Source organism: Chryseobacterium takakiae (genome assembly GCF_900129385.1).
Lineage (GTDB): Bacteria > Bacteroidota > Bacteroidia > Flavobacteriales > Weeksellaceae > Chryseobacterium > Chryseobacterium takakiae.
In genome coordinates this window covers 167,363-187,437 of the sequence record NZ_FQVO01000004.1, presented here as the reverse complement: position 1 = coordinate 187,437, position 20,075 = coordinate 167,363, and the positions used below count along the sequence as shown (strand labels likewise).

Here is a 20,075-nt window from a genome sequence, read left to right as displayed (position 1 = left end):
ATGGCTCTTTTATATCCTCCAACCAGTTTCTCTTTTATTGTTAACGGGATTTCAACAACAGAGGGTATTGACTCCAGATTTCAGTCTATATCTGGTTTATCCACAGACATTCAAACCGAAGAATATGCCGAAGGAGGCGAAAACAGATTTCTCCATCAGCTTCCTTTGAGACCAAAATATCCAAACTTAGTTCTTAAGCGCGGCTTAATTGTAAGTTCCGGATTGATAAGCTGGTGCAGAAATGCGATGGAAAACTTTGAATTTGAGCCCAGAAACCTCATCGTTACCCTTTCAGGAGGACTCCAGTCTACGGCACCCTTGATGGTCTGGAATGTAGTAGGAGCTTACCCGGTGAGATGGGAAGTTTCGGAATTCAACGCAGAAGAAAGCAAATTGGCTATTGAAACAATAGAACTGAAATACAGATATTTCACGATACCTTCGTCGTTAGCAAGCTTAGGCTTGTAATTTCTAAAATCAAATCTGAGCACCTGAAAGTGCCTTGGCCTAAGGATAACTTTTAGCACAACTATTTCAAAAAACAACAACAGATTAGTCTATCACAGGACTGAACGCACTCTTTATGTGCTTGGATTTTTATAAATAAACAGGTTAAATCATTGGTTTTTAAATATTTAAAATTTAAAGTCAATTAAAAACAAACGAAATGCCAATAGAAATAAAAGAGCTTCACATTAAAATAAATGTGGACGAGAAAACAGCAGCTACAACAACTGCTACCTCAGTAGATGAGGCAAAGATCATGCGGGCAATTAGTGAAAGTGTAGAGCAGGCAGCAAATATTCAACAACGTAAAAAAGAAAGATAATGGGAGAAAAGGGAAAAGTAACCATACAGACCTACAAGGATAACATTTATGGTAAAAAAGAAAGTGTAGTTTTTACAGCCTTCATTAACCCAACGGGTTTTTCTTTAACACATAAAGTTGAGTATAATACTGAAAGCAAAGAAGGAGCAAATGCAACAAATTCAAAATTCATCAAAAAAGCTCCTCAGACCTTACAATTAGAATTTTTGTTTGATGGTACAGGTGTAATGCAGGCTAACTCCGGTAATAAGCTTATTAATAAGATAAAGGAAGGTTTAGGAAAAAAAGATCCATTTAGCAAAATGGCTGTAGAAGATCAATTGAAAGAATTTTATGCAGCAACAGGAGATTTTAACGGAACAATTCACAAGCCGTATACAGTTATTGTTACCTGGGGGAAATTTACGTTTGAAGGATCTCTTACGGAATTCACAATAGATTATAAACTATTCAATAGTGATGGATCTCCTCTGAGAGCAATAGGAAAAGCGACGTTTTTGGAATCAATTAGTGAAGAACTTGCAGCCGCAATGGGGAAAAAATCTTCACCGGATCTTACCCATAAAAGAACAGTGAAAGACGGGGATACGTTACCGTTGATGGCTGAAAGTATTTACGGAGATTCCAAATATTACCTCGAAGTAGCCAAAGCAAACGGTCTTATCAATTTCAGAACGTTGAAACCGGGAACCGAACTCTATTTTCCACCCTTAGAAAAAGTTTCATAAAATGAATAACAGCGGATACATACAAACAGCAAAAAATCCTGACTTAATAACTTTTAAAGTAATGTCCGGAGGTACGGAATTACCTGGGAAATACGGCGTGAAAAGCATTGTCGTAGAAAAAGAAGTCAACAGAATTCCTTATGCCCGCATTGTTATTTTAGACGGTAGTGTGCCGGAACAGGATTTCAAACTAAGCAATGAAGAATTACTGATTCCCGGAAAAGAAATTGAGATCACAGCAGGATATCATTCCAAAGAAGAAACCATTTTTAAAGGAGTAGTGGTAAAGCATAATATCAAAGTCAGAAGTGGCTCTTCTTACCTCATCATCGAATGCAGGGATAAAGCGGTAAAAATGACATTGGGAAGAAAAAGCAAATATTTCTACGACAGCAAAGACAGCGATATCATCGAAGAACTGATCGGTAACAGCGGAACTACTGCCGATGTGGAAGCTACTTCAAACACTCATAAGGAATTAGTTCAGTATCAGGCTTCCGATTGGGACTTCATGTTAACCAGAGCGCAGGCCAATGGAAAATTGTGTTTTGTTGATGATGGAACCGTAAAAGTTGCCAAGCCTGATTTCGGCGGCAAAGCAGTAGAAACCGTTGTCTACGGATCATCCGTGCACGAATTCGACGGTGAAATTGATGCAAGGGATCAGTTCAGCAAAATTACCGCTAAAACATGGAGCTATACGGACCAGGAATTAACGGAAGTGGAAGCTCAGGATCCTGCCATCAGTCTTAACGGAAATCTTTCTCCCGGTGATCTCGCCAAGGTTTTTGGAGTTGAAGACCTGCAGCTGAAACATGGCGGTAATCTTACCCAGGATGAATTACAGCAATGGGGAGACGCCAAAGCAACCTTCCAGCAGTTGGCAAAAACAAGAGGGAGAGTAAAGTTCCAGGGAATTCCATCGGTAAAGCCGGGTGTTACATTAACCCTTCAGGGAGTAGGAAACCGGTTTAACGGAAAAATATATGTAACGGGAATCCGTCATGAAATTATTGACGGCAACTGGCTGGTAGATGCTCAGTTCGGGCTTTCTCCAACCTGGTTCTCAGAAACCTATGACGTAAGCGAAATGCCCGGCTCAGGGATTATTCCTGCCATAAGCGGGCTGCACGTAGGGATCGTATCACAACTGGAATCTGATCCTGATGGAGAAGACCGGATTTTAGTACAGATTCCTATTATTAATAATGAAGAAGAAGGAATCTGGGCAAGGGTAGCTACCCTGGATGCCGGAGAAAACAGAGGGTCTTTCTTCAGGCCTGAAATCGGCGATGAGGTGATTATCGGATTTATTAATGATGATCCTAATGATGCTGTCGTTCTCGGAATGCTGAACAGCAGTACAAAACCGGCTCCTATTGTAGCTTCTGATGACAATCACGAAAAAGGATTTGTAACCCGGAGCGAAATGAAAATGATCTTCAACGATGACAAAATTTCCTATACCCTGGAAACCCCGAAAGGCAAAAAAATAATCGTTGATGAAGATGCGGATATCATTAAAATTGAAGATGAACATGCGAATACGTTTACGCTTAACAAAGACGGGATCAGCATGGATAGTTCAAAAGATATCAAGATCAAAGCGAAAGGGGATATCAGTATGGAAGGCGTCAATATCAACATAAAAGCCAGCGCCCAGCTAAAAGCGGAAGGAAGCTCTGGTTCAGAACTTAAATCGGGAGCGGTAACCGTGGTAAAAGGCTCTCAGGTTAAAATCAATTAATCGTATGAAACCGGCAGCAAGAATTACAGACATGCATACCTGTCCCATGGTAACGGGAAATGTTCCGCATGTTGGCGGGCCCATCATTCCGGCGGGAGAACCTACAGTACTCATCGGAGGAAAACCCGCAGCAAGAGTAGGTGATAAAGCCGTATGCACAGGTCCTTTAGACACCATTGCATCAGGATCCTCAAGCGTAATGATCGGTGGAAAACCGGCCGCAAGAATGGGAGATTCTACTGCACATGGGGGAGTGATCTCCGCAGGTGAAGCTACTGTTTTAATAGGCGGATAATATTTTTTTGCAGTTTTCACTTTATCATAAACTGCAATTTTAGAACAAATGGTTTTAAAAATCACAGTTCTGTGTTACAGATGCATGATCTACAATTAATATAATAAATAACGTATGAAAATAAATACAGATTTTTTAGGAACAGGCTGGAGCTTTCCGCCTGAATTTAATGAGACTGAAGGAAAGTTGGCAATGACATCAGATGTGGAAGACATCAACAACAGCCTTATGATTCTCCTGTCTACACGCCCCGGTGAACGCGTCATGTTCCCGAATTATGGATGTGACCTGCAGGAAATGCTATTTAAGCCACTGGACTTAACGCTCATTACCCAAATGAAAGGAATCGTTGAGCGTGCTATTTTATATCATGAACCTCGAATCAATATTTTAAGTATTGAAATTAATGCTCAGGACGAAATTGAAGGAGAAATTTTAATAGAAATTAACTACGAAGTAAGAAATACGAATACAAGAAGCAATATGGTTTTTCCTTTTTACAAAGAAGAAGCTACCGAAATATAATGAATTACGGAATGTCTGTAGCCATTTTAAATACTACCAAACACTACATAAGTATTGCATCTGAACATAGAAAGATAAATATAAACAAATGAAAAAAACAGATACATTTTCACATTATCGTGAAGGAAAATCACAAATGCAGCGCTTTTTAGCAGAATTAGATCCGGACAACCTTGAATTACATGATTTCGATTTGTTTGACTGGCTATTATTCGCAAATAATTTTGCTCAGCGTGTAAACTATTTCGATAAAGATGATAATACAACACCCAAAGGAAACTGGGGAAACTTTTTCCTGGGTGATGATGACAATGCGGTACCGAGAAGGGAAAGCATTGAGTATAAAAGTATGAAAAAACAGGTTACAGATCTTATTTCCCAGTTTGAACAGGACAGCAACCTGACTCCCCATCTTACTCTATTTGTCTGCTTTTTAAAATTATTGGATTTCTCAAAAAAAGCATTTAATAATTTAACCAAAAGGCATCTGGATTTCTATTATAACGAAATTCTCCAGATTGAAAAAAATGAGGCAAGACCCGATAAAGTTTATGTGATTTTTGAATTAGCCAAAAAAGCAATCCAGGAACGGATTCCCGGCGGAACGCTGCTGGATGGCGATAAAGATGCCAACGGGAAAAAACGCATTTACAAAACCGGGGAAGAGCTTATTGCCAACCAGGCAAAAGTTGTTGAGATTAAAAGTTTTCTCAATGATGTTAAAAAAGGAGAACTTAAGATGGCCCCGGTTGCCAACTCTGCCGATGGTTTAGGAGATAAACTCCCTCAGGAAAGCAATTACTGGTGGCCGTTCGGGTATAATGCTGATGAAACCGTTTCAGAAAAATCCATGTACAAAGAACTTCCGAAAGCAAAGCTCGGTTTTGCCATCGCATCCTCATTATTTGATCTGAAAGAAGGTGAAAGAACGGTGACCGTGAAAATTGATTTCACTAAAAATTCTACTCAGAAATTACAGGATTTATCAACCGGAGATATTGAAAACAATATCAAAGTTCTGTGCAGCGGAGAAAAAGAATGGCTCTCCGGAATGCCCTTAAAGTGTATAAGAAAAAGCGCAGATCAGCTGGTACTTTCTTTTACCTTGACCAAAGAGCTTCCTGCTGTCGTAAAATACAATAAGGATGTACTGTTACAAACGTTCCAGACTGATTTTCCTGTGGTAAGATTCATCATTGAAGGAGAAAAATACTATGCGCTCTATGAAGCCCTTTCTGAAAAGCTCGTAAAAAATGTAGAAATAGCCGTAGAGGTAAAAGGGGTGAAATCTCTTCAGATAGAAAATGACAGTAGCGCGCTGAATGCTGAAAAACCGTATTATCCGTTTACGGCACAACCCGTTAAAGGAGCAAATTTTTATATTAAATATCCTGAGATGTTCTCTAAAAAATGGGAAAAAGCAGACATTACCATCAACTGGAAAAATACGCCGGATTCAATAACGGATTTATACAGCGGATATGTAATTCAGCCGAATCAAAACATCAGTGTAAGGGATTTTGAAGCATTGAAAGGTCCGTCTATCGTTCGTTCAGACGCTTATTTTACGGCAGATAGCGCATTACTGGAAAAAGAAGTATGGCGTGAGAGAGGTCATGATATTGAATTGTTTAAAAAGACGGAAAATGTTTATAAAACACAATTTTCCATTCAGAATACCAATAGCGATCCGGGAACAAGTGAAGCAATCAGATTAACCCTCAACCAGTCGGCATTACAGGATGTTTATCCTAAACTATATACTTTGGCACTATCCAGCAGTCCGGATAAACTAAAGCTCATCCCGAATGAGCCATACATTCCTTTTGCGGAAGATATCGAACTGAACTACACTGCAAGAGAAAATGCATACTCTTATTTAAGCAAAGATTCTGATGATGAAATTTCCAAAAGCAAAGGCGTACAATTATACCACGAAGATGCGTTCGGGCAATATGAAAAAGATGTTGAAACGAAAAGCATTGTTCCCGTACATCAGAATGGTGGCGAATTATACATCGGTCTCGAAGCACTCCCGCAAACTACCGTTTCTCTTCTGATCCAGATGCTGGAAGGAAGTGAAAACCCTTTGGTGGATACTTTTGAAGAAAAAGAGTTCATAGAATGGCATATTCTCTCAAGTAATACATGGCTCGATCTTTCTGAAAATATATTAAAAAACGAAACAAGAAAGTTCCTGGAATCCGGAATTCTGAAGTTTAAAATTCCGAAAGACATCAAGACAGATCATACAAGACTTACTGGCGGACTGGTTTGGATCCGGGCCAGATCAAAAAGAAGTTATGATGCCGCTTGTAAAATTCAGGGAATATACACACAGGCTGTTTTAGCAACATTCCAGAATCAGGATAATGATGTGGCGCATTTAGCCAACGGTTTGCCGGCCGACACAATTTCAAAATTAATTACCAGGGTTCCTCAGATAAAATCAGTCAGTCAGCCGTATAATTCGTTCGACGGAAAATACAAAGAAGCCGATACGGAATTTTACAGAAGAGTAAGTGAGCGGCTGAGACACAAGCACAGGGCCATTACCCAATGGGATTATGAAAATCTCGTGTTGCAGGAATTTCCGGAAGTTTTCAAGGTAAAATGTTTAAACCATACTTCTGAAAAGTCATATATGGCTCCCGGGCATGTTACATTGATGGTGGTGCCCAATATCAAAAATAAAAATGCTTTCGACGTCTATCAGCCAAGAGTGAGCAGAGCCAGCCTCAACAAAATTCAGAAATATGTAAATGAATTAAATACGATGCACGTTAATGCTCAGGTAATTAATCCAAATTATATAGAAGCGAAAATACAGGCCACTGTGAAAATCTTTGAAAATTTTGACGAAATATTCTATATGAAACAATTGGATGAAGATATTAAAAAATATATATCACCCTGGGCATTCACAGACACTAAAGATATTGATTTTAATGTGGAACTGAATATTAACCACTTAATCAACTATCTGGAACAGCTCTATTATGTAGATTATATTGATGAGATTAAAATACTGTTGAACAATGTGGTACAGAAGAAATCTTTAATAGAAGTAGATCCGAAATCAATTCTCGTATCTGCCAAGCAGCACCAAATTACCATTGCAGAACAAGTATGTATTTAATAATAAAAAGAAGAAAACATAACCATGTCAGAAAATAAACACATTAGCATACCGAAAAATGTAGAAACAGCGGATCAGACTGATTTTCACTTTCTGCGCAAAACAGGTATTGAATACATAGAGAAATTAGGAGGTAAGCTTTGGACGGACTACAACTCCCACGATCCGGGAATTACCACTTTGGAAGTTCTGAGCTATGCCATAACGGATCTTGGAATGAGAATGAACCTTAATATGGAGGATCTCCTTACCTCTGAAGATGAGGATAAAAATATCCATGCCCAGTTTTTAAAAGCAACAGAAATTCTGCCTTCAAGACCTTTAACAGAGCTTGATTACAGAAAATTATTTATAGATATCAGCTTTACAGCCGGTCATAAAAGGCCGATCCGAAACTGCTGGCTGGTTCCGAATAATGAAAAACTGTATGTAGACTGCAAAACAGGAAATCTGGATTTTAAACCCATTGGAAATAAAGTGCAGAGCTTTGATGTTAAAGGATTGTATGATCTTTATGTAGATTACTCCGAAGAGGTGGATGATGAGAACAACGGTTGCGGTAAAATTGGTGTTAATCTCCAGATACTGGAACGTTATCATGCCAACAGAAGCCTTTGTGAGGATCTCGCGGAAATTAAAGAAGTCGAAATTCAGAAAGTGGCAGTTTGCGCCCGTATCGGACTGGTAAATAAAGCCGATGAAGAGCTCGTACATGCCAAAGTATTAAAAGCTATTAACAATTATCTGTCTCCGGAAGTTCATTTTTACTCATTACAGCAAATGCTGGAGAAAGGTCTTACAACAGATCAGATTTTTGAAGGCCCGCTGTTGGAAAACGGTTTTATTGATACTGATGAACTGAAAAAAAGCCAGCTGAGAACCGAAGTCCGTCTTTCGGATATTGTAAGTGAAATCATGAAAATTGACGGGGTAAAAGAAATTCATGAAATTTCTATTGCAGGATGTGACAATGTGGTGAAACAGACCAACGACTGGCTGATCTGCATAGAAAAAGGCAGAAAACCGGAACTTTGCGAACTGAGTTCTTTCAGCTACAGTAAAGGTTCTCTGCCATTAAATATCAATGACAAGAAAGTTCAGGAATACCTGCAGAATCTTAAAAGGGAAGAGGAAGTGCTGAGAGCGGATGCAAGACAGAATAAAGAACTTGCTTTACCGCAGGGAACATCTTATGATGTAGCAGAATATGCTACCATTCTTAATGAATTTCCGGACACGTACGGCGTAGGAATTTCCGGAATTATAGGAAACCACACACCGCAAAGAGAAGCTCTCGCAAAACAGATGCAGGCATACCTGTTATTTTTTGATCAGATTCTTGCCGGTTATTTCAAACATCTTGAAAAGGTAAAAGAAATATTAAGTGTTAGCGGAAATTTAAAGAGAACCTATTTTACACAGGCCCTGAAAAATATTAAAGGATTTAACAAATTGGTTTCTGATTATCCAGCCGAAGATGACGATGCGCTTACTGATGCTTTGTATGAAGAATTAGATAACAGCGTGGAACGCCGTAATGAAATCCTGGATCATTTGATTTCCCGTTTTGCAGAAACCTTCAGCGACTACACCTTTCTGATGAAATCCTTATATGGAAAATCTGCTGATGAAATTGTTCTTAACAACAAGCAAAATTTCCTCAACGAATATGCTTCAATAAGTAAAGACCGTGGATTAGGGTACAACTATACTCTTTTTGCAGATTCAGACATCTGGAATACAACCAATATTTCCGGGGCACAGAAAAGAATCGCCCGTTTACTGGGAATTAAAGATTATACTCAAAGAAACTTATCCCAGTCGCCGGTGTTAATCACCAAAACACAAAGCGGAAATCAGGAAAACTTTACATGGAAAGTAAAAGATGCTTCAGGCAATATTATTTTATCATCCATAAAAAATTATCAGATTGAATATGCGGCAACCAAAACCCTGAACGAAGCCATTTATCAGATTATCCAGATTGATGAAGAAGATCTAGAAAATGCGCTGGAGAATTTAGGACCGTGCGAAGACAATACCTGCTTCATCGGGAATATGAATATCCGGTTTTCAGGTGGTGGCAACTATTATTTTGATGTCGTTGATGATGCTCCGGAGAAGAATGTGATTGCTACCCATAAAAGAACAAATCCTTATCCGAATCTTAATGCCCTGAAAAATGGCATCAGAGAAACGGTGAAGTATTTCAAATATGACTTTACAGAAGAAGGTATTTTCCTGATAGAGCATCTGTTATTGAAACCAACCGTTAAAGATTATAAACAGATGGGCGGTATCGGGTGCATGGAAATAGAGCGGACTTTTAAAATAATGTATGACATTGAAGATGTAGCTGCTACAAATCCTGTGCAGTATTCGGAAACATTCATGCATTCTTGTGAAGAAGACTGCGAAACAGATGTTTTTGACCCTTATTCCTACCGGGTAAGTGTTGTTCTTCCGGGCTATGCATACCGCTTCCAGGATCCTGATTTCAGACGCTATGCTGAAACCGTTATCAGGCAGGAAATTCCGGCTCATGTCCTGGCGAAAATCTGCTGGGTGGGAGATCGTTTCACAGAAACACAGACCGCAAAAAGTGACCTCTCGGAATTTGAAGTTGCTTTTAAACAGTATCTGTCCGATAAATCTAAAAATAACCTGCTGAATTTAGGGAACAGCATCCATCAGCTATTGATTGCTCTTACCAATCTGAATAACATTTACAGGCCGGGAAGACTTCTGGACTGTGCAAAAGATGATAATGACAGCCTGGACGGAAAAATCATATTAGGACAATCAAACATATAAAAATTGATAAATAATGAATACCAAATTAAATAACGTAACAACCCAATATAGAAAGTTCAACGAAAATCAGGCGTTAACTGAAGGGCAACTAAACGAATTTATAGATTATTTTGAGGATCAGGACAGAATGTCCAGAACCCGTTTGAGCGGAGTTGGATTGGCTTGCGGCTTTGAATCTGTTTACTTGAGTTCTCTTTCGCTTTCAGATTCTGAAATTCTCATGGAGGATCTTCCTCAGGTGCAGAGACTGGATCTGGTGGATTATGATAGCGTGGTGATATCTCAGGGGGCAGGAGTTACTACAGACGGGGATATTATTACATTGCGTAAAAAAGGAAATACTTCTTCTGAGGTTACTATAAATTTTGACGCTAACAGCTACAAATATTATAAAAGTTATACGGATGCAGTGGAATATAAACATTTCCGTATCGGCAATAAGCAGATCCCGCTTTTAGAATTAATTACACAGGAAGAATATAATCTGCTTCCTAATGGCGGTGGTTTCAGAGATGTAAAAGAATTAGGCAATGCCATTTACAACAAAGTGATTATCCTGTATCTGGAAAGCTATTCTAATGATGAAACGCCTTGTCAGGACGCAAATTGCGATAATAACGGTGCAGAGCAGGTTTCTAATCTAAAAGTGCTTTTGGCAGACTCGGACTCGGTGCTCAGTCTGATCTCTTCGGGGGATGCAAAAGATACTGTTTATAAAGCTCATCATACCTATCAGGTGCTTTTTGATACGCTGCCTAAATTAGAGGCTAAAAGAGTCATTCTTGATAAAAGCATTGTAAGACCTTCGGACCTTAAAATGAGGTTCCAGAATGCATTCAGCACCGTTACACAGCTTAGTGATGGGTTTAATAAAATTGCTGGTGTTTTTAATATAAATCTCAATTTCAGCGGCCAGGCGCTTATTGATAAACTTACATCCGTATTATATCCTGCGGGAACTCCAAGACTGGAAGACTATCAGTACCGCTATGATTTGCTGAAAGATTTAATTGATACCTACAATGAAATAAAGGGACTTATTTTGCATCTTGATGCAGAATGCTGCCCGGATATCAACTCATTTCCGAAACACCTCTTGCTGGGCCGCGTAGGAGCATCACTGGAATTAGGGGAAAACACCCTTTACCGTCACAGTTTCTACCATTCACCGGTAACCACAACAGAAGATGAGAATTATGAAAGAGTGATTATGCTTGCCAATCGTTTTGTGCAAAAAATCAATGGATTCCAGTCTTATATCGGACCGGTTAAAATTACTCCTTCCAATCAGTATGTCAGATTAGGTGATAAAGCCATTCCGTACTATTATAATGTCGACAGCTTGTTGTTGAATAAATGGAACTACGAAAAAACTAAAACCGACAGGGAAACTTATAACCTAAGTTACCATACGGCAAATCTTGCAGGGGATGATTTTATTCAGGATCCTTTAAGCTATAATATTGATGATAATGATTTCTACAGAATCGAAGGTCATATCGGAATGCCATACAGAACTGCGATGCAGAACATCAATGATCTTAAAACAAAATACGGATTGGCTTTTGATGTGATTGCGCTGGTTTTACAAAAAGGGGAAACTCCCGTTGAGCCGGATAAAGAAACCGTATCCATTGATGACCTGAGAAAACATTTGATATCAATTTCCTCCGATATCAGCAGGGAAAAAAGCGATTCCCGAAATACCCTTCTCACGATCTCAAAACTGGACGAAAAATTAAAACTGCTTAACAAAGCTGAGTTTTCCAAAGAAGGAGAAGGGGTCACTGTAGTAAGGCAGGATCCTAAAAAAGAGGATGTGGTAAGTGAACTTTTAAGTGACTTTCTAGACCGGAAATCAGGTTTGGAACATCTTGCCGGTGTAGAACGCGGAGGTACATTTGTATTGATCTACTGGTCGGAAGCCAGCAACCAGGTTCTGGCAGATTTCTCTTTACCGTACCTGTGCTGTTCAAAAGAAAAACCGAATATTCCGCCAATTGCTAAGGATGACAAAGCTTCATGCCTGATCGGACAAACTGTAACAATATCTGTTTTAGATAATGATTATGATGCAGATAATGACGCACTGACTGTAATTAAAAAATCAAATCCTTCACATGGATCAGTAATACTGAACAGCAATGGAACATTCAAATATACCCATAATGGTTCTGCTAATCTTGAAGATTCATTCACATATTGTGTTAATGATGGTAGGGATGATAGTAATATTGCAACCGTATTTATCACGGTTAAATCTCCGCCGGTAGCTGTAAACGACCATGCTTCAGTAGCAAATAATGAACATGTGGATATTGCTGTTAAAGATAATGATTACGATTTAGGAAATACACCATTGTCCGTCATTATAGATACTCAGCCGGCTCACGGAACAGCAACACTGAGACCTGATGGCAAAATCAGATATACTCATAACGGATCAAATACCCTTTCAGATTCTTTTACGTATCATATAAACGATGGGGAATTAGACAGTAATATAGCAACGGTAACCGTCAAAATTGGTCCGCCACCATGTAATTCGGGTATGGACGTTGTGTTCATATTTGATTACACGGGAAGTATGGGCGGTCAGATTGAGGCAGCTAAAACCGGAGCAGGAAGTATTATTACAACAATACAGAATCAGTCGTCTCCTAATCCGTACAGATTGGGTATCGTACTGGCCGATGAAACGGATTCCAGAACGAATTCCAGCTATAGCTCAGCGGCAGCATATACCAGCCTGCCGGCAGCACAGAGATTTGTTAATACGGGAGTCGGTTCAAAATTCCAGTGGATCACGGCAATGGAAGTTATGTCGGAAAATAATGTTTCCACATTTACCAGTCAGCTTGGTAAAATCAATAATCCTACCGGAGGCTTAAGCCTCGGATGGGGAGTGGGAGGTCCGGAACCTACCGATATGGCATTAAGCAGAGTTGTAGAGCATGATTTTGCAGGTGCATTCAGAACCGGTGTAGCCAAATATGTGATCATTATAACAGATATCGTACCTGGAGGTAATGATGATACTGCAAACGGACTGGATGTTACCGAAATTAACAGGCTGAAAGCAGTTTGCCTTTCCAAATCCATCAAGGTGATTGTGCTGGGAGCTGGCGTAGAGCAGCAGATAGAAGGAAAATACATCTGGAAAGAGCTGGCCAACGGAACCGGTGGTTCATGGAATACCAGCTACAATGCAAGTGCTATTCAGACTGCAATTATAAATGGTTGTGGAGGTTAATATGATAAAGCATCACATGATCAGAATCTCATATTCTATCGTGATGATATACTTCTTGGGCAGAAGCTTTTCTGCCCGAGAAGCTTATAAAAACTTTTTCATAAATCATTAAAAAATTAATAATAATGAATAATCAATTAAGTAATATATCAACCCAGTACCGTAAATTCAGTAAAGGGCAGTATGTAAAGCATCCCCAGTTCAATGAGTTTTTAGACTTTTTTGAAGATCAGGACCGTTTATCCAGAGTAATGCTCCAGGGAGTTGGGATTGCGTGCGGTTTCAAGCCGGAGCTTATTTATACCGATAAATTCCTGAGCAGCATACGCCTCTCGCAAGGGGTAGCAGTAACTACAGACGGTGATTTGCTGACTTTGAATAATACCAGTAAGATAAATGAAGATTTGTATGTAAGCGAACTGAAAACCATTGATATCCAAAACAAAGAGTACACTCATTTTAAAGTATACGAGGATTTCAAAGTGAGGTACAAGCCGTTTCGTAAAAATAACGGAATTGGCAGTCAGATCGAACTTTGGGAGCTGGCTACGGCGAAGGAAGCGAATTCAGATTTTAAGCCTATTGCTAATCTTTCCGGTTTGGAGGATAAATATCTCCTTCTTTATCTGGAAAGCTACGAAAAGGAAATTAAACCCTGCAGAGGAGTAGATTGTGACAATCACGGCGTTCAGCAGATCCGGAATCTCAGAGTACTGGTTACCACCGCTGAAGGTATTATCAATATTCTTGGAGAAAATGTTCTCGTAAAAGATCCGGATAGTGGAGCACTCATACCGGCTCCTATGGATCGTATCCAGCCTCATCCGCTATTTATAGAAGATATCCTTAAATATGGCAAGCAGGAACGTGTTATTGTAGAAAAACTTATTGCAGAACAGGGCGTTGATGCATCTTTTTTATCTTCTGATATAAAAGGTTTGTATACTGATGTTTTGGAGAGCAGCCAATATGGTAAAGTTATTTTTGATAAAATCAATGCGATTGCTCAGTTAATAGGACTTCCTGCTGTTAATTATCAGGGTTTCAAGGATACACTGAAAAGCTTTCTAATTCAAAATGCAGGCTTTCAGTATGCATATGATGTGATCAAAGATTTATCAGATACGTATAGTGAAATTATAAAGCTTTTACCGAAAGCATTCACGGTAAATCTTCCGGACCTGAATTCTTTTTCCAAACACATCATGTTGGGAAAACTGGTTCCGGTTAAGCAGCTGGATTTTTCAAGGCACCAATTTTACAATTCATCCGTTTTGGATGATGAAAAAAACTCTGGGAGAGTACAGTTGCTGATCCGCCGTTTTACACAGCAGGTACAGAATTTCAGAAACTTTACGGTTGCTGATAACGGCAGTGCACAGATTGAAATCACTCCGTCGCAGAAATTAAATCCTCTTAGTAATAAAGCGGTTCCTTTCTACTACACAATCAGTGACGAATTCCTGAAAACCTGGAACTTTGATAAAACAGGCAATCGTTCATATAGAGATAATTTAGCCTTCAATAATTGGTTGTCGCCGGATGTGCATATACAGGAACCTTTACTATTTAATATAGATAAAAATTCATTTTATAATATCGAAGGCCATCAGGGAATGCATTATGAAAAGGCTTTCAGGATGCTTAACGAGATCAGGGATGAAAAACAGTTGGGATTTGATGTCATGATGCTGTCTCTGGAAGAACTTGTTGATAATAAAGACATGTTTAAGGCATATTTTAATGAATATGTAGAAAAACATCCCGGACTGGAGCACAGACGCGGAGTGGAAAAAGGCGGTACTTTTATTATTATGTATGAGTCATCAGAAAACCCGGTGGTTTTTGCAGATTTTTCACTCCCTTACATTTGCTGCACCCCGAAAATTGATGTTAAATTAACACTTCCCGCTACGGTTATTTGTGCTAAAGCTGGCTCAATACCATTTACCGTATATCCTATGAACGGAGATGTAAAAGCGGTTGTCACTTCAGGCCTGGACGGAGGTGTTGAACAATTAGCAGGCGGACAATATGTCTTTAATCCTTCTCGGGTGAGCCCGCAATTATATGGAAAAACCATCGCTTTCACGGTTAACGGAAAACCTACCAGCTGCACGATCAAAGTGAACAAGGAATCTGATGTGCATATTGAGGTGGCTTCAGTTGTTTATCCGTCTGGAGATTCCAACGAAACTAAAGTGAAATTTAAGGTTTCGGGAACAGGGTTTACAACCTATGATTACAATTGGGATTTCCTGCAGAATGATAATTTTGTCAATCTGAAACCTGATGGAGAAGGAAATGTAAACTACACTTATTATGATTTGAATCCGGCTGAAATTCCTGTAATAACAGTGAATGTAAATAGCAACGGCTGTACACAGATTGTTAGGATCAGAAATTGGTACAATGGTCCTGTTACAACCATTAATGATATCTCATTCCCTAAAGGAAATTGCTGCGAAGGCGTAATGCCAACTATAAGAGCTGATGCAGGTGATGTCCAGAGATTCCCTTTATCTAAAAATTCTTTTACTCTCACAGGAAATGGATCCGGAGCGGAAATACTATATTATGCTTGGATACAGACACAGGGTCCTGAAGTAACACTTACGGATGTCAATAAACCTTCATTAATAGTGAAAAACCTCATCATCGGCTCATATGAATTTAAGCTTACGGTTATTGATCCTTATAGTGGTGCTTTTGCTACCGATCTTGTGCAGGTAAGTATATTCGAAGGATAAACAATGATCTGTAATAGATCACCTTACTATTTACTGAAGGTACTATTTAAAGTACAGATTTCTGTATAATTTTTTAAGGAGGTGTTTTAATTATTAAGAGTTTTAAACACCTCTTTTTATACTGATAAATAAAAAATATAAATACAATGGCAACAGCAACATGCAATATTTCATTTAATATAAATTATACCTCTTCCGTTCCGATAACGGGTGCCACTGCGTACTACAAAATAAAGGATTCGGCAGATCCATACACGGTGTTCAATATCATTCCGGTACCATCTAATGGAAGTTTGATAACCCTTCCTGGAATTGTAAAATCCGGGGAATACGAATTGGCAGTAGAGTTAACAGCTTCAGGAGTTGTTACCAGAAAAGTAAGTTCTTTCAAAATTGGTAATTGCGGAACGTCCGTCTGTGAAACTCCGGCTATAAAAAATGTAGAGGTGCGCGAAAACGGACAAATTGTAATGGATTATGCGGTAGACGATGTAAACCTCGATACACCGGAATATCAGATCGCTACGGATCCGGACTTTAATGATGTTATTCACTTCAGGGTAGATTTTGATTATACCCCGCTTGAAAATGTTCATATGGATGGCGGAAATATTCCTGAAAATACATCGCTTTATATAAGGGCCAGAAAACATTGCTTGTCTCCGGCAGGAATTTCAGATTGGTCTAATGTATTTCAGTTTGAATCCAAAAGATGGATCGTTAAAAAAGCACCTTATACTTTTGCGGATGCTTTCTGTGTTTCGGCGAAATTTAAAGAGCCTACCAATAGCAACGAGTCCGGCGCAAGTATTTGCTGGAGCGAAGGTGTTTTGAAGAAAACAATCAATCTTACCACCCCTTTTCCGCAGGAAGGAAGCTATATTTACCTGAGCGATGGTATTACACCGGCAATCCCGGCAAACCTGGGAAGCTTTGATACGGGTGGAGCCAGCAGCGGCTTTAAAGACAGCGGAATCAAATGGGTGAGGTTCGGAAGTTATAACGGAAGTAAAATTTATAATGTAGACCCTTCCAGTGGTTTGATAACCAGCATTTCTACATCATACAATTGTACTACATGATAAGAAGCATGATCTGAGTATATCTTAATAAAATCCTCTGTTATGAGGATTTTATTAAGTCAGATCTTTTATCTTCTGTTATTCTTACGTCTTGTACTGATGATGTTGAACAGTTTGGCAACATCCTGAAGATGGATTTCGAAATCATCATAATATTCATTAAGAGAGTGCAGCGTGATAATACCTTTTTCAACATCATGGTTGATAATTCGTTTTACCAGGATGCCCTTTTCTTTATGAACGATCACAAAATCCCATTTATCATAATGCAGCTTACTCATCCAGTAATCTTGTCTTATACTCCTGCATAAAATGATATCCCCTTCCAGATAGCTTTCGTAGGACCCGTCGTCCATGCTGTCTCCTCTTACTTCAAAACACATGTATTCACCGCGGTGCTCAACATCGTCGGTAAAAGGAATTGTGGGAAGGCTTTCTATATATTCTTCATCTGCAAACCTGCTCAGATAGCCGGCTTGTGCATATTGGTTAGCCAGAGGAACGTTCATTATTTTAAGATCTGAAAAAGCAAGCGGCGAGGCACTGTTTTCATTTTGCTTTTTCTCTTGGTCTAACAGGAGATTGGTAATGAAATAAGCCGTAGTTTCCGGGATTTTCCGTTCGCCTTTTTCCCAGTATTGTACGGCTCTGGTGCCGACTCCTATGGATTTTGCGATCTCGGCCTGCTTCATGTTAAGCTTTTTCCTGATTTCTTTAAATTCTAAATAGTTCATTTTGATGTGTTTATGGTCATTGTGTAAAAAAATTACGAAAAATATTCATAATTATTTTTTTAAAAGCGAACATTGTTCGTATATTTGTTTCACAGTTAAGATGGAACACTGCAAATATACAAAATTATATTGATGATTTAATTTTTATTTGAAGTTTAAAAACTTTATTTGAATTAAATATCTATTTATAATCAATGGTTTAAATGCTTTTTCTGTACTTAAGGACTATTAAAAATTAGATTTTTCTCTTTTTTGTTCTGTCTGGCGCTAAACGAACAAAATAATACTTCTGATTTTTATAAATGCAAAAATTGCGCTTTTTACACTTGTTTTTAATGAGTTTGATGCGTGTGGTAGTATGTGAAAGTGAATAAAATGCGGCTGTATTTTTATTCATTGCGGAGACGAAACGGTATTCTCTACTGTTTCCTTATTGCTAATAACAAAAAGCAAGCCGAAATATAAATATTATAACTGTTAACATATAAAATATCGATTAATTGTAGTTATCAGTAAAAGATTGTTATACATGCTCATAAACGTTGTAAACAAACTTATGATCTATAAGATAGAATGTTGCGCTCTTTAAAAATGAATTACTGTCGGTAAACAAAATGCCCCGGCTATTATAAACATTGATTTATAGCAGCAACGGAAGATTACGATGGTAAGTAATTAGCTGAAAGGCTGGATGCTGTTATCTTAAAATTAAAAATGGCGGATCTGCTTTTCTAAAAAATCAAAAACAATAATGTAATGAACACCTTTCAAAGGCTTTAAACAAGTCTTTAGGTTTTCTTATGGACTTATTTAAACAATAAATAAGAAATGCAGAGTTGTCTTTAAAAAAAACTTTTAACATAAAAACTTTAACCAAACATGAAACGTAGCAAAGAATTAGTAGAAAAAAGAAAAGATTTTGTAATTGATTATGTTAAGCGTAATCAGGATAAACAGATGAAAGTGATTGTAACTGAACTTACAGAGATGCTGTTTTTATCAGAAAGAACAATATATAATATTATTCTTCAGGGATAGATCTGCACACGTTCTTATTCACATTTCTATTAAAAACTGATAATAACCATGAATTTAATTGCATTATAACCTTATAATGTAAAACAGGACTTCTTAACTCAACAACCCTAAACCAAACCAGACTCATAAAAGCGTTGTCCCAAAGTCTTTCATAAATTCATCTTACAGGTAATTACTAAGGTAAAAAGGTTTTTGCTTTTAGTGTGTTGTTTTTAAGCTAAGCAATGAGCTTAAAGCAGGAACCTTATGTCCTTAGAAGAATTATTTACAAATTAAAAATCTGTTCAATTTAAAACTTCAGTACCATGAAAAAGAGAAGAAAAAAAATAAAAAAAAATCGGGAAATAACCAAAAATCCAAGAAAAAACATTGATGATCTTATCGATGAATTAGCCTATATGGACGAAAACAAAAACATGCAGAAAAGCAAAAGGTTTTTGGATGATATGTACATCCTGGACCTGGAATAAATGATGCAGCTGAGAGTTGCGCCAAAATCAAATTTGAATCAATATATATAAGAGAAAAGATGAATTTAGACAGTATAAAAGCCCTTTTAATCGGAACGGCCATTGCATTTTCAGGCGGATTATTAAGGGTCTTAATTTCAATACAGAATAAAGAAAAAAAAAAGCCGTGGGAACACCTGATTACCCTGATGATCGTTATCATCGTAGGATTTACCATGAGTTATCTCATGAACAGGGCCGAACTCCATGACAAATGGTATTCTACGGGGATATTATTTGTTCTGGGTTATGGTTATGATAAATATTTAAAAATGATCACCACCAATCTGCCAAACTGGATCGAAAAAGCAGTGAACCTTTTCATTGAAACCCGCTACGGCATTAGGGCAGAAAGACAGGCTGATAAAGAGGAAAAGTCTGTAATGGAATTTCCTGAAGACCAGATAAAAAAGTAAATATGAACTGCAGGTCTTTAGTAAAAGTGAACGTAATCAAAGCAATTGAATCGTAAAAAATGCATTACTGCAACTACAGAATTCATCGTGCGAAAAGCAAGGTATTTTACCAAAAAAATATGATTTTTGAACCATACAATTAAAAAGCCCAGCAAAAAACAGGAGAAAAAAACTTGGAGTGGCCCAATCATTACCTGTTTCTCATACATAGCCGGA

Annotated in this window: 15 protein-coding genes; 14 read left to right on the top strand and 1 reads right to left on the bottom strand. The window is 38.2% G+C overall.

The genetic code is table 11. The annotated features are described in order from the left end of the window. The 11 genes from BUA76_RS07380 to BUA76_RS07335 all read left to right on the top strand — a co-directional run bounded on the left by BUA76_RS07380 (position 1) and on the right by BUA76_RS07335 (position 17,162). Positions 1 to 468 (top strand): phage tail protein, encoded by a 468-nt coding sequence (locus BUA76_RS07380; RefSeq protein WP_072884163.1) that lies wholly within the window; start codon positions 1 to 3, stop codon positions 466 to 468. Between the two features lie 199 nt (positions 469 to 667). Next, positions 668 to 829 carry a DUF5908 family protein gene (locus BUA76_RS19210; RefSeq protein ID WP_178337314.1) on the top strand — a complete coding sequence of 54 codons (162 nt, stop codon included), beginning with the start codon at positions 668 to 670 and terminating at the stop codon, positions 827 to 829. Further along, positions 829 to 1,557 carry a CIS tube protein gene (locus BUA76_RS07375; protein WP_072884162.1) on the top strand — a complete coding sequence of 243 codons (729 nt, stop codon included), beginning with the start codon at positions 829 to 831 and terminating at the stop codon, positions 1,555 to 1,557. Before BUA76_RS19210 ends, BUA76_RS07375 begins: the two co-directional genes overlap by 1 nt. 1 nt (position 1,558) lies before the next feature. Then, the gene (gene vgrG / locus BUA76_RS07370; protein WP_072884161.1) at positions 1,559 to 3,304 is read left to right on the top strand and encodes a type VI secretion system tip protein VgrG; all 1,746 of its coding nucleotides are present in this window, start codon (positions 1,559 to 1,561) and stop codon (positions 3,302 to 3,304) included. 4 nt (positions 3,305 to 3,308) lie between these two features. Continuing rightward, positions 3,309 to 3,599, top strand: a complete 291-nt coding sequence (locus BUA76_RS07365; RefSeq protein WP_029297107.1) for a PAAR domain-containing protein — start codon at positions 3,309 to 3,311, stop codon at positions 3,597 to 3,599. Positions 3,600 to 3,713: 114 nt separating this feature from the next. Then, positions 3,714 to 4,124, top strand: a complete 411-nt coding sequence (locus BUA76_RS07360; protein WP_072884160.1) for a GPW/gp25 family protein — start codon at positions 3,714 to 3,716, stop codon at positions 4,122 to 4,124. Between the two features lie 88 nt (positions 4,125 to 4,212). Further along, positions 4,213 to 7,263 carry a baseplate J/gp47 family protein gene (locus BUA76_RS07355; RefSeq protein ID WP_072884159.1) on the top strand — a complete coding sequence of 1,017 codons (3,051 nt, stop codon included), beginning with the start codon at positions 4,213 to 4,215 and terminating at the stop codon, positions 7,261 to 7,263. A gap of 24 nt (positions 7,264 to 7,287) precedes the next feature. Beyond that, positions 7,288 to 10,077, top strand: a complete 2,790-nt coding sequence (locus tag BUA76_RS07350) for a hypothetical protein (protein ID WP_072884158.1) — start codon at positions 7,288 to 7,290, stop codon at positions 10,075 to 10,077. A gap of 13 nt (positions 10,078 to 10,090) precedes the next feature. Beyond that, positions 10,091 to 13,330 carry an Ig-like domain-containing protein gene (locus tag BUA76_RS07345; protein WP_072884157.1) on the top strand — a complete coding sequence of 1,080 codons (3,240 nt, stop codon included), beginning with the start codon at positions 10,091 to 10,093 and terminating at the stop codon, positions 13,328 to 13,330. 125 nt (positions 13,331 to 13,455) lie between these two features. Beyond that, positions 13,456 to 16,080, top strand: a complete 2,625-nt coding sequence (locus BUA76_RS07340) for a PKD domain-containing protein (protein ID WP_072884156.1) — start codon at positions 13,456 to 13,458, stop codon at positions 16,078 to 16,080. Between the two features lie 146 nt (positions 16,081 to 16,226). After that, positions 16,227 to 17,162 carry a hypothetical protein gene (locus BUA76_RS07335; protein WP_072884155.1) on the top strand — a complete coding sequence of 312 codons (936 nt, stop codon included), beginning with the start codon at positions 16,227 to 16,229 and terminating at the stop codon, positions 17,160 to 17,162. Positions 17,163 to 17,230: 68 nt separating this feature from the next. Here the strand turns inward: BUA76_RS07335 and BUA76_RS07330 are convergent, their stop codons facing one another. Next, positions 17,231 to 17,896 (bottom strand): S24 family peptidase, encoded by a 666-nt coding sequence (locus BUA76_RS07330; protein ID WP_072884154.1) that lies wholly within the window; start codon positions 17,894 to 17,896, stop codon positions 17,231 to 17,233. A gap of 879 nt (positions 17,897 to 18,775) precedes the next feature. Here BUA76_RS07330 and BUA76_RS19205 point away from each other — a divergent pair. The 3 genes from BUA76_RS19205 (at position 18,776) to BUA76_RS07325 (ending at position 19,859) form a co-directional block, all read left to right on the top strand. Further along, entirely contained in the window at positions 18,776 to 18,934 is a 159-nt protein-coding gene (locus BUA76_RS19205; RefSeq protein WP_169231035.1) for a hypothetical protein, read from the top strand. A 305-nt stretch (positions 18,935 to 19,239) separates the two neighbouring features. Next, complete coding sequence (locus tag BUA76_RS19200; RefSeq protein WP_178337313.1) at positions 19,240 to 19,404, top strand: hypothetical protein; 165 nt, start codon at positions 19,240 to 19,242, stop codon at positions 19,402 to 19,404. Positions 19,405 to 19,463: 59 nt separating this feature from the next. After that, entirely contained in the window at positions 19,464 to 19,859 is a 396-nt protein-coding gene (locus BUA76_RS07325; RefSeq protein ID WP_072884153.1) for a hypothetical protein, read from the top strand. The last annotated feature ends 216 nt before the right edge of the window (positions 19,860 to 20,075 follow it).